Origin of the sequence: Lysobacter capsici, from assembly GCF_018732085.1 — a bacterium.
In the GTDB taxonomy this organism is placed as follows: Bacteria; Pseudomonadota; Gammaproteobacteria; order Xanthomonadales; family Xanthomonadaceae; genus Lysobacter; species Lysobacter capsici_A.
In genome coordinates, this window is record NZ_CP076103.1 from 4,045,120 (window position 1) to 4,058,500 (window position 13,381).

The window sequence follows — 13,381 nt, forward strand, 5'->3', positions numbered from 1 at the left end:
CCGCTCGCTCCGCGTTTACTCATGCCTCACTCCTTCCCACTCACTCCTCATTTCTTCCCACTCACTCTTCGCCCCCGTCCTCGCCCCCACAAGCCATTCGCAACGCTCGTCCCCTGACATTCCACACTGACACCCACCCCACATCCGCCCTACCATCGCCGCTCCCTTCCCAAGCCGGGCGCCTCATGCCGTCTCGCCATGCCCGCTTCCTCGCCCTCGCGCTGCTGATGCCGGCGCTGTCCGTGCTCGCACTCACCGCGGCCGCCGCCATGAAGATCGAACTCAGCCAACGCACCACCCTCAATCTCGCCGCGGTCAAGCAGATTGCCCAGGCCGCCGAAGACAAGGCGCGCGCGCAGGGCTTGAACGTATCGATCGCGATCGTCGACGACGCCGGCCGGCTCCTGCATTTCCAGCGCATGGACGGCACGCCGAATTCCAGCGTCGAGGTCGCCATCGGCAAGGCCACGCACGCGGTCAACTACCGCCGCGATACCGCGTTCCATGAAAAGCTGCTCAGCGAAGGCAATACCGTCGTGCTCGGATTGCCGTCGAGCACGCCGATCGCGGGCGGCGTGCGCCTGCTGCACAGCGATCAGGTGATCGGCGGCATCGGCGTGTCCGGCGCGCGGGCCGCGCAGGATGGCGAGATCGCCCAGGCCGGCGCCGATGTGTTGAAGTAGGCCGACTGCATCGTCCGCAACTCCAAGCGTTCCAAGGATTCCGGCATGACACCGATCGCCCGTATTTCCGCCCTGGGCTTGAGCGTCCTGCTCGCCGCCTGCGCAAGCGCGCCGCCCGCGCCCAGCGCGAGTTTCGTGATCGTGCGTCACGCCGAAAAAAGCGACGACGATCCGCGCGACCCCAGCCTGAGCGAAGTCGGCCGCGCGCGCGCGCAACGCCTCGCCGCCTCGCTGAAAAACCAGCCGGTGCGCGCGGTCTATGCCACCGCGTATCGCCGCACCCAGCAGACCGGCGAACCGACCGCGCAATCGCACGGACTGCAAGTCATCGGCTACGACGCCAAACAGCCCGCCGGCGATTTCGCCGCGGCGCTGCGGCGCGAACATCCCAGCGGCACCGTGCTGGTGGTCGGCCACAGCAATACCGCGCCCGATATTGCCGCAGCCCTGTGTCAGTGCAGCGTGGCGCCGATGGCGGAAACCGAATTCGACCGGCGCATGCGCATCGACTTCGATCGCGATGGCCACCCGAGCTACAGCGAGTCGCGCGATCAGTGACGCGGCGCGCGTTGAGCGATGCTCGCGCGGCTGGACGCACCGACGCGGATCGTCGAGCATGCCTGTTCACGGGTTCGGCCCGTCCATCCAGCTCATCGGCCTTGCGCACCGACTTAGCTCATGTGTTCAGCCAGCCCGCCCCGCCCGCACGGAGTCCCGCCATGAAGCCCTTGTTCGCCGCCTCGACGCTGTCGTGCGTGCTCGCCCTGACCGCCTGCGCGCACGCCGCGCCGTCCGACCAGGCCGATGCCAACCCCGAAACCGGCGACGGCGCGCGTCCCGGGCAGCCGCTGTCGATGCGGCCCGGCGATGAAGTGACCCTGCCCGATCGCTCGCGCCTGCGTTTCGTCGCCGTCACCGCCGACTCGCGCTGCAAGCCGGGCCTGCAGTGCATCTGGGCCGGCGATGCGACGCTGGAGTTCCAATGGACCGGCAGCGACGGCACGAAGACCGCCGTGTCGCTCAACACGCCGGCGCAACCGAGCAAGAGCGCGGGCGCGTGGACGTTCGAATTGCAGGCGCTGGATTTCGCCGAGCCGCCGCATGCGACGGTGCGGTTCCAGGCGAAGTGATCGGGTGAAATGATCGGGTGATTGAGTTGCTCGATCGCGCCCGACCGGCGATCTGAAGCCTTCGCTGGCCAGTCAATACCGATGCAGCTAAGTCTTTTGTGGGAGGGCCTTCAGGCCCGATGCTTTTCGCTCGGATCGCCGCGCAGCTTTCATGGGGGCGACTGATGCGGTTTCATCGCGACCTGAGCGAAAAGCATCGGGCCTGAAGGCCCTCCCACAAAAGACTTCGGACTTGCTCAGGGTATTGGCAGGGGAATCGGCAACAGCCGCACACCCGCTGCCCTCTCGATCCATGCCGGCAACTGCAACACCGAGTTGCAGCATCGACACCGCGAATGCATAAAAGTCATGCCAATCTGCGGGTATCAGTCTCGCAGGAGTCCGTCATGACCACGATCATCGCCCCGCGCATCCACGACCTGGGCGGGTTCCAGGTGCGTCGCGCCGTGCCGAGCGTCCAGGCGCGCTCGGTCGGTCCGTTCGTGTTCGTCGACCACATGGGTCCGGCCGCGTTCGAGCCCGGCCACGGCATCGACGTGCGCCCGCATCCGCATATCGGCCTGGCCACGGTGACCTTCCTGTGGGCCGGTTCGATCGGCCATCGCGACACCCTGGGCAGCGTGCAGGACATCCATCCCGGCGACGTCAACTGGATGACCGCCGGCCGCGGCATCGCCCACTCCGAACGCACTCCGGAAAAACCGCGCGCCGACGGCCATCCGTTGCACGGCATGCAGACCTGGGTCGCGCTGCCGCGTTCGTTCGAGGAAACCGCGCCGGCCTTTCACCACCATCCCGCCGCGACCTTGCCGCAACTGCACCGCGACGGTGCCTGGTTGCGCGTCGTCGCGGGTCGCGGTTTCGGCCAGGAATCGCCGGTGCGGGTATTCGCCGACACGCTGTACGTGGCCATCGATCTGGACCCGGACAAGGAACTCGAAATCGAAGACAGTCACGCCGAGCGTGCCTTGTACCTGCTCGAAGGCCAGGCCCAGCTCGATGGCGCCGATGTGCCGGAAAAACACCTGGTCGTGCTTGATCCGGGCACCCGGCCGCGCCTGCGCGCCAAGACCCCGGTCAAGGCCATGCTGCTCGGCGGCGAGCCGCTGGATGGGCCGCGCCATCTGTGGTGGAACTTCGTCTCAAGTTCGCGTGAGCGGATCGAACAGGCCAAGCAGGATTGGGCCGAGGGACGATTCGGTCACATCCCGGGTGAGCACGAATTCATTCCTTTACCTGAACGGTGACTTTTCCGAATCTGGCGTTTGTCAATCCCCGCAAAGTGGACTAAGGTCACAACCTATAGGACTCGCAACACCGCTTAACCATATACATCCGGTTGCAGGGGGAAGTGTCGTGAAGTCATGGGGAAAGAACCAGCACGCTGTGCCGTGGCTGGTGTTGTTGTTTGCATTGTGTGCCAACGCCAAAGCCCAGGACGCCGCTGCGGATGACCCGGGCAATTGCCCGGCATTGCCCGCCAGCACCGGCTTGCGTTGGGAGTACCGCGCCAGCGCGGATTCGGATTTCTGCCGCGCTCTGCGCGCCGACGGCTCGGAAGCCTTCGGCCTGTACATCGCCAGCAAATCGCCGTTCACGCCCAAACGCGGCGACCGTGCCGAAGCCAGCACGATCGACGGCAAGGCGATGTACTGGTATCGCGGCGAGCTGGCCGGCAAACCCGACATCCAGGTCCGCGAAACGCTGATCGAGATCGGCTCGGGCAAGGTCGCGCACATCTGGATGCAGGCCTCCTCGCCCGATCAGCTCAAGGAGGTCATCGGCCAGACCGAAGGCCTGCGATTTCCGACCGCCCAACTAAGCGCCAAGTAATCCAGCACTGCGTTCCAACAAAACGACCGCGCTGGCTCAGCGCGGTCGTTTTGCTGTGCCCGCGCTGCATATTTGTGACGTATTGCTCATTTTTGAGGAATCGGCCAGCATAAGAATGGCCTGGCTGAACAGGGTCGAACTGCCCCGTTCCAAGACTGAACAGGGTTGATCGTCGATCCGCAGGGCCTGTATGCCCCACTACCTCAAAGGATGACGATCATGATCAAGCGACTCGGTGCGGAGTTCATCGGTACGTTCTGGCTGGTGCTCGGCGGTTGCGGCAGCGCCGTGCTGGCGGCCAATTTCGGCGGCGCGGGCAATCCGCTCGGCATCGGCCTGCTCGGCGTGGCGCTGGCGTTCGGTCTGACCGTGTTGACCGGCGCCTACGCGTTCGGCCACATCTCCGGCGGCCATTTCAATCCGGCGGTGAGTTTCGGCCTGTGGGCCGGCGGCCGGTTCCCGGCCAAGGACCTGTTTCCCTACATCGTCGCCCAGGTGCTCGGCGGCATCCTCGCCGGCTTCATCCTGCTGCAGATCGCCAGCGGCAACGGCAGTTTCGCCATCGACCCCAACGCGGCCGGCACCTTCGCCAGCAACGGCTACGACCTGATGTCGCCCGGCGGCTACTCGCTGACCGCGGCGCTGCTGACCGAAGTGGTGATGACCGCGATGTTCCTGATCATCATCCTCGGCGCCACCCACAAGAACGCGCCGGCCGGCTTCGCGCCGATCGCGATCGGCCTGGGCCTGACCTTGATCCACCTGATCAGCATTCCGGTCACCAACACCTCGGTCAATCCCGCGCGTTCCACCGGCGTGGCCTTGTTCGCGGGCGCGGCGGCCATGAGCCAGTTGTGGCTGTTCTGGGTCGCGCCGATCGTCGGCGGCCTGCTCGGCGGCGCGGTGTATCGCTGGCTCGGCAAGGACTGATGCCGCGCTCGACAGCAAACGAAAAAGCCGCGCACCCGCGCGGCTTTTTCGTTTCGGTCTCGCGCCGGTCGCGCGCTTGTTCCGCGCGCAACGCGCGCCGAGCGCATGCGCACGATGCGGCGCGGCCCATGCCGCGCCGACACGCGCGAAACAACGACGGACGCGCAAGACCGAGGTCGCAACGCCCGCCCGCCGATGCATCGTCGACTAACGCACCGCCTCGTTCGCGACCTCGATCGCGGTCTGCTGCAACTGCGCGGCCAGTCGCGCATTGCCGAGCGCGTCGGCGGCGTTGAGCATCTGCGACACCGCCTGCAATTGCTTGATGCCGCGCGGCGGGATCTTCTTGAGTTTGCCGCCGACGATCACCAGCCGCTGGCGCCGTTGGCGACGCCGGCCGATACGAACGTGGCGACGAGGGTGATCTGCTTGGGATCGAGCTTGGTGGCCATGCGATGTCGCTCCTTGTGACGCGCGCCGCTTGCGCGGCTGCGCGCGTGTCTTCGCCCATCGCCGCGGACCTGCGTCGATGTTGCGTGCGATAGAAAACAACGCGCGCGCCATCGGGCTACGGACGTATCGCGGGTGAAACATCGGTGTTGCGGGCGCAGCGAAAATCGCCGCGCATGCCAATACCGGCGAATGAAAAAGCAAAAGGCCACGCTCGCGCGTGGCCTTTCGCGTCGCTGCCTCAGGCGCGGATCGCGATCAGAACTTGCCTTCCTGGAAATCGACGAAGGCCTGCATCACTTCCTGCTTGGTGTTCATCACGAACGGGCCGTAGCGCGCGACCGGCTCGCGCAGCGGCCGGCCGGCGATCACGATCAGGCGGCTGCCCGGCTTCGCGTCAAACAGCTTGAGCACGTTGCCGCCCGACAGCACGGCCAGTTCCTGCGCATCGATCGCGCGCGCGTCCTCGCCGTCGCCGATCTGCACGCCGCCTTCGTAGACGTACGCGAAGGCGTTGTGGCCTTCGGGCAGTTCGTACTCCCAGCGCGCGCCGGCATCGAGCGCGATGTCGAGGTAGACCGGATCGGTCGCCGGCTGCGCGATCGGGCCGCGCAGGTCGCCGATGCGGCCGGCGATCAGCTTGACCTGCACGCCGTCGGCCGGCTGCAACTGGACGATGCGGTCGGGCGCGAACTCCTGGTATTTCGGCTCGGTCATCTTCTCGCGCGCCGGCAGGTTGACCCACAACTGGAAGCCGCGCATGCGGCCTTGCTCCTGCTCGGGCATCTCCGAATGCACCAGGCCGCGGCCGGCGGTCATCCACTGCACGCTGCCGGGGACCAGCACGCCTTCGTTGCCGTGGTTGTCCTTGTGGCGCATGCGGCCGTCGAGCATGTAGGTGACGGTCTCGAAGCCGCGATGCGGGTGCTCCGGGAAGCCGGCGAGGTAATCCTCAGGTTTGTCGGTGCCGAATTCGTCGAGCAGCAGGAACGGATCGAGGTCGGGCAACTGCGGGCCGCCGATGACCCGGGTCAGGCGAACCCCGGCGCCATCGGAAGTCGGCTGGCCGCGCAGCTTGCGGCCGACGCGGGCATAAGCGGTGGGGGTGGCCATGGGTCTTTCCTATCGGGACGCCGGATTGGCGATGGCCATAGGATGGCACTGCATTTTCGGAACGATAGCGCTCCCGATGCAATCATCAATTACAAAAATGGAACAATCACCAATCATCGCCCACCGGCGTTTCAACCCAACCTCCCGCTTTCACCTCCCTCTCCCGCAAGCGGCAGAGGGAGAGCGGTCGAGGTTTCGGCGGGGATCGCTCGCGCGAGCCTCAGCGCTTCACCCTGGAATACACATACACCGTCGCCGGCGGCACGTTGCGCAATACGAAATCGCCGCGCCGCACCTGCAGGCCCAGCGACCGCGCGACCGGATCGGCCACCGGCGCGGCCGGGCCGTAGGTGAACTGCACGAACACGCCGTCCTCGCGCAGGCATTCGAACGCCGCGCCGAGGATGTCGCGCTGCAGCGGATGCGGCATCGTCAGCAATCCCAGACCCGACACGATCGCATCTGCCGGACCGGCCGCCAGATAACCGCTGTCGCGCGCCAGTTGCGGCAACGCGCGCGCGTCGCCGAGCACCACCGGCACCTGCGGGAAACGCATGTGCAGGTGTGCGTGCAATTCTTCGTTGAGTTCGAGCACCAGCAGGTCTTCGTCGCGGATGCCGGCATCGAGCAGGGCGCGGGTGATCGCGCCGGTGCCGCCGCCGAGTTCGATCACCCGGTTCACCGCGTCGGGCAGTTCGGAAATCATCGCCGCGGCCAGCTCGGCGCTGGACGGCGCCACCGCCGCCACCCGCAACGGGTTCTTGAGCCACTGACGGAAGAAGGTCCAGGTACCGGGCTTGCGGTGCGACTTCATGCGCGATGCTCCAACCAACGCGCAGGCGCGAGGGTGCTACGAAAAAATAGGGATGGCATCAGCGCGGCTCCAGCCGCCAGCAGCGGTGGATCCTGGCGTCGCGTTCGAAATCCGGCGGAATCGTCTGCGCGCTGATGTCCACGCAGCGGGCGAACTGGGCGATCGCCTCTTCGTCCAGACGGAACCGGCGGAAGTTGTTGGAGAAATACAGCACGCCGTTGTCGGCCAGGCGCGCGACCGCGGCGCGCAGCAGGCGCACGTGTTCGCGCTGGATGTCGAAGTCGTCGGCGCGCGCGGAATTGGAGAAGGTCGGCGGATCGCAGAAGATCAGGTCGTAGCGGCCGCGGTCGGCTTCCAGCCATTGCATCGCGTCGGCCTGGGCCAGACGATGCTGGGCGCCGGTGACGCCGTTCTCGCGCAGATTGTCCGAACACCACTGCAGGTAGGTGGCCGACAGATCGACCGTGGTGGTCTCGTTGGCGCCGCCGACCGCCGCGTGCACCGTCGCCGCGCCGGTGTAGCCGAACAGATTGAGGAAGCGGCGGCCGCGCGCTTCCTCGGCGATGCGCAGGCGCATCGGCCGATGATCGAGAAACAGGCCGGTGTCGAGGTAGTCGAACGGATTGACCCGCAGCCGCGCGGCGCCTTCGCGCACGACGATGAATTCGCCGCGCTGATCGAATTGGCCGTACTTGCTGCCGCCCTTGCCGCGGGCGCGGGTCTTGACCGCGAGCCGCTCGCGCGGCACCGCGAACACCTCGCGCGCGGCGGCGAGCAATTCGTTGAGGCGACGGCGCTGGTCGGCTTCGGGAATGTCGGACGGCGCGGCGTATTCCTGCACGTGCAGGTAGGTGCGCGGCTGCGCTTCGTCGGTGGTGTAGACGTCGATCGCGGCCGAGTATTCGGGCAGATCGGCGTCGTAGGCGCGAAAGCTCTCGATCGCTTCGCGCTGGCGCCAGTTCTTGAGCTTGCGCAGGTTCTTGCGCAGGCGATTGGCGACCATCTGCGCGCCTTCGCTCAGCGGCTGCGGCGCGGCGTCTTCGGCCTGGGCCTTGCGTTCGGCGTGGCCGATGCGCGCGATCGGCTCGCACACGATCAAGGCGCATTCGATCGCGCCGTTGAAGATCTGGTACTTCTTGCTGGCGCGCAGCGTGGTGGCCTGGGCCAATGCCGGGTCGCCGCACAGCAGGCTGGCGCGCCAGTTCGGCACGGTGCGCTTGAGCGCTTCGCCCAGCGCGCGGTACAGCGCGGGGTCGGCGGCGAGGCGGGCGTCGTAGGGCGGGTTGCAGACGGCCAGGCCCGGAGTTTGCGCGTCGTTGTGCGCGTTCGTAACCGAGCGTGCGTTGGTCTCGGACGAGATCGCCTCTTCAAGACCGTCATTCCCGCGAACGCGGGAATCCAGGGCTTTATCGCGGTTCGACTCTGAAGTCTCTGGATCCCCGCCTTCGCGGGGATGACTTACTTGAAGTTGCGCGGCTTGCAGTTGAGTGGCCTGAAGCTGTGTCACCTGAAGCCGCGCAGGCGCGGCCTGCAACGATTCCACCGCCGCGACATTCCATTCGATCACCCCCGCCAACCCGGCCTCGATCTCGTTGTCGCGCGCCGCGCGGATCGCATGCGGATCGATGTCGCTGCCGGCGAACACCGGCCGCAGCGCGGCCAGGCCCGCGGCTTCGCGCTCGCGCGCCTGCTCGCACAACACGCGCCAGCGGGCGAAATCGAAGCCGCGCCAGCGCGTCGGCGGCAGCGCGCCGTGACGCAGCAGACCCGGCGCGACATCGGCGGCCATCAGCGCGCCTTCGATCAGCAAGGTGCCGCTGCCGCACATCGGATCGAACAAGCCGCCGCCGTTCGCGTAGACCTTCGGCCAACCGCCGCGCAGCAGCACCGCCGCGGCGAGGTTTTCCTTCAACGGCGCTTCGCCCTGTTTCTGCCGCCAGCCGCGCCGGTGCAGCGAACCGCCGCCCAGGTCGATCGAGACGATCGCCTTGCCCTTGCGGATCACCAGATTCAAACGCAGATCGGGCTGATCGGTATCGACATCGGGCCGCGATCCGGTGCGCGCGCGCATCACGTCGACCACGCCGTCCTTGACCCGCTGCGCGGCGTAGCGCGCGTGGGTGATCGCCTCGCCCGACACGTGGGCGTCGACCGCGAGCGTATGCACGCTCTCCATGTGCGCGGGCCAGTCCAGCGCGGCGACGCCGGCGTACAGGGCGTGTTCGTCGGGACAATCGAATTCGGCGATCGGCCACAACACCCGGCTGGCCAGACGCGACCACAGCACCGCGCGCTGCGCATCGGCGAGGTCGCCTTCGACGTTGACGCCGGCGGTGGCCGCGGTCGCGCGCTGGCAACCCAACGCGATCAGTTCGTCGGCCAACAGGTATTCCAGACCCTTGCCGCAGCTTGCGTAGAACTTGCTCATGCTTGCGCGGTACTCACAATGTTTCGAGCAGGCGCGCGAACGCGTCGGCGCTGCCCTGCACGTGCGCCGTAAGGCGGTGGCTGTCGTCGACCAGGAGCAACCGCGCACGGCGCGGATGGGCCCAGGCGACGACGTCGGCGGCGGGGATCAGTTCGTCGTCCCAGCCGTGAATGATGCTGATCGGTACATCGGCGGCCTGCAGCACCGGCGCCGGGCCCATCGCGATCGGCGGCGCCATCAGGAACAGGCCGGCGGGCCGGACCTGCATCGACACCGCGCCGGAAATATAGGCGCCCAGGCTCGACCCGGCGAGCACCACCGGCCCGCGTTCGGCGGCCGCGCGCGCCAGCCCGAGCAGGCGCTCGATGCGCGCGTAGACATCGCCCAGGTCGCTGACTTCGCGTCTGGCGTCCAGGTCGGTGTAGTCGGGACGCTCGTGGGTCCATCCAAGCCGCTGCGCCGCTTCGGCCAAGGCGGTGACCTTGGTCGCGTCGGGGCCGCTTTCGAAGCCATGAGACAGAATGCAGTGACCTGGAGTGATCATCTAGGAGCCGAGGTGTAGTAGGTGCAGATCACTGCGAAAGTCCGGGGATGCAGTGACCTGGGGTGATCATCTAAGAGCCGAGGTGAAGTAGTTGCAGGTCACATCGAACGTCCGGGAACGCAGTGACTTTGAGTGGTCATCTTTAAGTCGAGATGAAGCAGGTGCGGATCACTGCGAACGTCCGCAGAGGCGATGTCCCGGGGAGATCATCCAGCCTGGATGTGAATCAATCGCGGACCGCACCGCATCAGTCAACTCCCTGCCACGGCGCCAACCGCGCATGAAATCCATCGCAACGACCCCGATCATTTCGCGCTCGCCCAAACGGCCGAGCCCGATTCGCGGCCATGAGGCGGCAACCGATCGCGAAAGAAACCAGCCAACCCGATCATCCGCAGCAATCGCGCAATCAAACCGCAACCGCATCGATCACCGGCACCAGCGCATCGCCGCGCCGGATCGTGCCGCCCTCGAGCACCCGCGCGCACAGCCCGCCATGGCCGCGCATCGCGTTGAAACCGCCCGGGCCGAGCGCGGCTTCCATCATCGAACACGGGTCGCAGGACTCGGTCCATTCCAGCAGCGCGTCGCCTACACGGAAGCGGCGATCTTTCAAGGCCAGCAACGGCAGCCCGGAGATCACGATATTGCGGCGCAGGAGCGCCGGTTCCAGCGCTTCGCGACCCGACAGGGCCGCGATCACCGGCAGATGCTCGGCCTGGATCAGGGTCACCCCGCGCTTGCCGCTGCCACCCTTGTAACGGTCGCCGGCCAGGCCCGCGCCGGTCTGCGCGACGACCTCGTCCAGCGACTGCATCCGCACCGCCCGCGCCGGACGCACGCCGATCCATTCGACCCGGCCGGGCCGCGGCAACGTGGCCATCAGCTTTCCTAGCGCGGAGTCGGCGGGCGGCAGGGTCATCGAGGGCTCCGTGGGAGGGCGAATGGTAGCATCCGCAGGCATGCCGCCCCTGAATCTCACGCCCGCGCCCCTGCCCTACGAAGCCCGGCTGACGCCGCGCGATCCGGCCTCGATCGACCTGGTGGTGATCCATTGCACCGAGTTGCCCGACCTGGCCACGGCGCGCGAATACGGCGAGCGGGTGCTGTACGCCGAATCGGGCACCGGCAACAGCGGCCACTACTACATCGACCGCGACGGCTCGGTGCTGCGCTATGTCGGCGAGGACCGCATCGCCCATCACGTGCGCGGCTACAACCCGCGCTCGATCGGGATCGAACTGGTCAATATCGGGCGGTATCCGCACTGGCTGGATTCGCGCCGCCAGGCCATGCCCGAGGACTACGCCGCGGCGCAGATCCAGGCGCTGACCGACTTGTTGAACGAGCTGCGCCAGCGCCTGCCGTCGCTGCGCTTTATCGCCGGTCACGAGGACCTGGACACCGCCCAGGTCGAGGCCAGCGACGATCCTTCGGTGCTGGTGCAGCGCAAGCTCGATCCGGGCCCGTGGTTTCCGTGGCCGCGGGTGTTGGCGGCGTGCGGCCTGGAGCGGTTGCCGCGCTGAGCCGGCCGCATCGGCGCGCGACACGGCGTCCGCAAGGCGACGCCACCGCCCGCCGCGCCGCGCCGGAGTGTGGCAGGCGTCCCGCTATACTCCCCCCGACCTCCCAAACCGCGCCCCGATGACCGCCTCCCCCGTCTCCGAACTGATCGAACTGCTGTCGCTGGAACGATTGGAGGACAACCTGTTTCGCGGCCAGAGCCGCGATATCGGCACAAAGTACGTGTTCGGCGGGCAGGTGCTCGGCCAGGCGCTGTCGGCCGCGCAGGCCACCCTCGACACCGCGCGCGCGGCGCATTCGCTGCATGCGTATTTCCTCAAGGCCGGCGATATCGAAGCGCCGATCGTCTACCAGGCCGACCGCACCCGCGACGGCGGCAGTTTCTCGGTGCGCCGGGTCACCGCGATCCAGCACGGCCAGCCGATCTTCTTCCTGGCCGCCTCGTTCCACGAAGACCAGGACGGCGGCGAGCACCAGTTGTCGATGCCCGAAGTGCCCAAGCCCGAGGACATCGACCCGGCGCCCGCCGTGCCCGCGCAGGTCATGGCGACGCTGCCGACCAAGGTCCAGCGCTGGCTGTCGCGGCAGGGGCCGTTCGAATTCCGCCATGTGTATCCGCGCGACGAACTCAACCCGCCCAAGCGGCCGCCGTTCCAGCAGGTGTGGTTCCGCCTGAGCGAACCGGTCGGCGACGCGCCGGAGCTGCATCGCGCCCTGCTGGCCTACGCGTCCGACTTCCATCTGCTCGGCACCGCGACCTTTCCGCACGGCATCAGCTACTACCAGCCGAACGTGCAGATGGCCTCGCTCGATCATGCGCTGTGGTTCCACCGTCCGTTCCGCGCCGACGACTGGCTGCTGTATTCGATCGACAGCCCCAGCGCGCAGGGCGCGCGCGGATTGGCCCGCGGGCAGATATTCGACCGCCACGGCCATCTGGTCGCCAGCAGCGCGCAGGAAGGCCTGATCCGCGTGATGGCCGCGCAAGCGCCGGCGAAGGGCTGACATGAGGCAGGTCTTCAGCAGTCCGCGATTGGAAAACGTCGAAGGCGTGGCGCAGTTGTTGCGCGATGCCGGGATCGAGGTGCGGGTCACCAACGACCGTTCCTACAAAGGCAACCGGCGTTCGAGTTTCAGTTACGCCGAACAGCCCAAGGAACGTCCGGCGGTGTGGGTGGTGCAGTCGAGCGATCAGCTGCGCGCGCGCGACCTGCTGCGCGAAGCCGGGCTGATCGACAGCACCCGCGCCGAGGAAGCGCACCACGCGCCGTTCCGTTTCCAGTCGCGCATCGACCAGACCCGCACGCCGGGGCAGAAGCGCGCGTTCCGGATCAAGATCGGCCTGCTGCTGTGCATCGCGGTGGTGCTGGGCCTGGCGATGTTCCACAACCTGCGCAATCGCCCGGTGGCCGCGCCGGCGGTCGATCCGGCGATGGTCGCGTTGCAGACGCACGCCTTCGACGGCAGCGTCGCGGCGATACCGGCCGGGCTGGCCGCGGCGGTGTTCAAGCAGCAGTTGGCCGAGGCCGATCAACCGACCCAATGCCTGCGCGTGGACCGCAGCGACGCCTCGCGCAAACTGCTGACCGCGCTCGCGCGTTCGAACCTGCGCCTGTTGCCGGCGAGCCAGTGCGTGGAAGTGGCCGACGAGGACCAGGGCAGCCACGCGCTCGACGGCGCGCCGGCCGAACTGATCCAGGTGCATGCGTTCCGGCCGACTTCGGCGAGCGCGGGCACGGTCGAGTATTCGGCGTATTTCAGTCGCTCGCAGGCGGTCTACAAGACGCTGGAGGTCAAGCTGGTCGACGGCAACTGGACGGTGGTCAAGACGGTCAAGACTGTGCGCGCGATGGGCTGAGGTCTGGGGTACGGAAACCGGTAGTCGATAGTCGATAGTCGATAGTCGATAGTCGGCTTGAGCTTGAGGCCTGC

The 13,381-nt window shown here is 67.3% G+C and carries 16 protein-coding genes and 2 pseudogenes; 9 read left to right on the forward strand and 9 right to left on the reverse strand.

The features are described from left to right. Nucleotides 1-185: 185 nt before the first annotated feature. The 3 genes from KME82_RS16790 to KME82_RS16800 all read left to right on the forward strand — a co-directional run bounded on the left by KME82_RS16790 (nucleotide 186) and on the right by KME82_RS16800 (nucleotide 1,813). Nucleotides 186-683, forward strand: a complete 498-nt coding sequence (locus tag KME82_RS16790) for a GlcG/HbpS family heme-binding protein (RefSeq protein WP_215495064.1) — start codon at nucleotides 186-188, stop codon at nucleotides 681-683. Between the two features lie 45 nt (nucleotides 684-728). Next, nucleotides 729-1,241 carry a SixA phosphatase family protein gene (locus KME82_RS16795; RefSeq protein WP_215495065.1) on the forward strand — a complete coding sequence of 171 codons (513 nt, stop codon included), beginning with the start codon at nucleotides 729-731 and terminating at the stop codon, nucleotides 1,239-1,241. 161 nt (nucleotides 1,242-1,402) lie between these two features. After that, a complete protein-coding gene (locus KME82_RS16800) occupies nucleotides 1,403-1,813 on the forward strand; it encodes a hypothetical protein (protein ID WP_215495066.1) in 411 nt (136 codons plus the stop codon). On the opposite strand, the gene KME82_RS27150 is transcribed toward KME82_RS16800, so the two are convergent. Both KME82_RS27150 and KME82_RS27155 read right to left on the reverse strand, forming a co-directional pair. Then, nucleotides 1,704-1,979 (reverse strand): DUF6053 domain-containing protein, encoded by a 276-nt coding sequence (locus KME82_RS27150; RefSeq protein ID WP_430538843.1) that lies wholly within the window; start codon nucleotides 1,977-1,979, stop codon nucleotides 1,704-1,706. The two genes, KME82_RS16800 and KME82_RS27150, sit on opposite strands and share 110 nt — an antisense overlap. Then, nucleotides 1,963-2,031: a DUF6053 domain-containing protein gene (locus KME82_RS27155; protein ID WP_430538845.1), complete on the reverse strand. Its 69-nt coding sequence runs from the start codon at nucleotides 2,029-2,031 to the stop codon at nucleotides 1,963-1,965. The genes KME82_RS27150 and KME82_RS27155 overlap by 17 nt, the downstream gene beginning before the upstream one ends. A gap of 168 nt (nucleotides 2,032-2,199) precedes the next feature. On the opposite strand from KME82_RS27155, the gene KME82_RS16805 reads away from it, so the two are divergent. The 3 genes from KME82_RS16805 to aqpZ all read left to right on the forward strand — a co-directional run bounded on the left by KME82_RS16805 (nucleotide 2,200) and on the right by aqpZ (nucleotide 4,576). Next, nucleotides 2,200-3,060, forward strand: coding sequence for a pirin family protein (locus KME82_RS16805; RefSeq protein WP_215495067.1), 861 nt, complete (start codon nucleotides 2,200-2,202; stop codon nucleotides 3,058-3,060). A 109-nt stretch (nucleotides 3,061-3,169) separates the two neighbouring features. Continuing rightward, complete coding sequence (locus KME82_RS16810; RefSeq protein ID WP_215495068.1) at nucleotides 3,170-3,646, forward strand: hypothetical protein; 477 nt, start codon at nucleotides 3,170-3,172, stop codon at nucleotides 3,644-3,646. Between the two features lie 219 nt (nucleotides 3,647-3,865). Further along, nucleotides 3,866-4,576 (forward strand): aquaporin Z, encoded by a 711-nt coding sequence (gene aqpZ / locus KME82_RS16815; protein WP_036109456.1) that lies wholly within the window; start codon nucleotides 3,866-3,868, stop codon nucleotides 4,574-4,576. Nucleotides 4,577-4,783: 207 nt separating this feature from the next. On the opposite strand, the gene KME82_RS16820 is transcribed toward aqpZ, so the two are convergent. The 7 genes and pseudogenes from KME82_RS16820 to KME82_RS16845 form a co-directional block, all read right to left on the reverse strand. Then, nucleotides 4,784-4,945, reverse strand: coding sequence for a hypothetical protein (locus KME82_RS16820; RefSeq protein WP_215495069.1), 162 nt, complete (start codon nucleotides 4,943-4,945; stop codon nucleotides 4,784-4,786). A 339-nt stretch (nucleotides 4,946-5,284) separates the two neighbouring features. After that, a complete protein-coding gene (locus KME82_RS16825) occupies nucleotides 5,285-6,139 on the reverse strand; it encodes a pirin family protein (RefSeq protein ID WP_215495070.1) in 855 nt (284 codons plus the stop codon). A gap of 220 nt (nucleotides 6,140-6,359) precedes the next feature. Continuing rightward, the gene (locus KME82_RS16830; protein WP_215495071.1) at nucleotides 6,360-6,953 is read right to left on the reverse strand and encodes a class I SAM-dependent methyltransferase; all 594 of its coding nucleotides are present in this window, start codon (nucleotides 6,951-6,953) and stop codon (nucleotides 6,360-6,362) included. Nucleotides 6,954-7,011: 58 nt separating this feature from the next. Continuing rightward, nucleotides 7,012-8,328 (reverse strand): annotated as a pseudogene (gene rlmKL, locus KME82_RS27160) (bifunctional 23S rRNA (guanine(2069)-N(7))-methyltransferase RlmK/23S rRNA (guanine(2445)-N(2))-methyltransferase RlmL); the annotation flags it as partial. Nucleotides 8,329-8,472: 144 nt separating this feature from the next. Continuing rightward, nucleotides 8,473-9,381: pseudogene (locus KME82_RS27165) on the reverse strand (THUMP domain-containing protein); the annotation flags it as partial. A gap of 13 nt (nucleotides 9,382-9,394) precedes the next feature. Then, nucleotides 9,395-9,922, reverse strand: coding sequence for a hypothetical protein (locus KME82_RS16840; RefSeq protein WP_215499112.1), 528 nt, complete (start codon nucleotides 9,920-9,922; stop codon nucleotides 9,395-9,397). Between the two features lie 412 nt (nucleotides 9,923-10,334). After that, nucleotides 10,335-10,847: an MOSC domain-containing protein gene (locus KME82_RS16845; RefSeq protein WP_215495073.1), complete on the reverse strand. Its 513-nt coding sequence runs from the start codon at nucleotides 10,845-10,847 to the stop codon at nucleotides 10,335-10,337. A gap of 22 nt (nucleotides 10,848-10,869) precedes the next feature. On the opposite strand from KME82_RS16845, the gene KME82_RS16850 reads away from it, so the two are divergent. From KME82_RS16850 to KME82_RS16860, 3 genes are all read left to right on the forward strand, one after another. Further along, entirely contained in the window at nucleotides 10,870-11,451 is a 582-nt protein-coding gene (locus KME82_RS16850) for an N-acetylmuramoyl-L-alanine amidase (RefSeq protein ID WP_252255380.1), read from the forward strand. 118 nt (nucleotides 11,452-11,569) lie between these two features. Continuing rightward, nucleotides 11,570-12,454: an acyl-CoA thioesterase II gene (gene tesB, locus KME82_RS16855; RefSeq protein ID WP_036109297.1), complete on the forward strand. Its 885-nt coding sequence runs from the start codon at nucleotides 11,570-11,572 to the stop codon at nucleotides 12,452-12,454. A 1-nt stretch (nucleotide 12,455) separates the two neighbouring features. After that, nucleotides 12,456-13,307 (forward strand): hypothetical protein, encoded by an 852-nt coding sequence (locus KME82_RS16860; protein ID WP_215495075.1) that lies wholly within the window; start codon nucleotides 12,456-12,458, stop codon nucleotides 13,305-13,307. Nucleotides 13,308-13,381 lie beyond the last annotated feature (74 nt).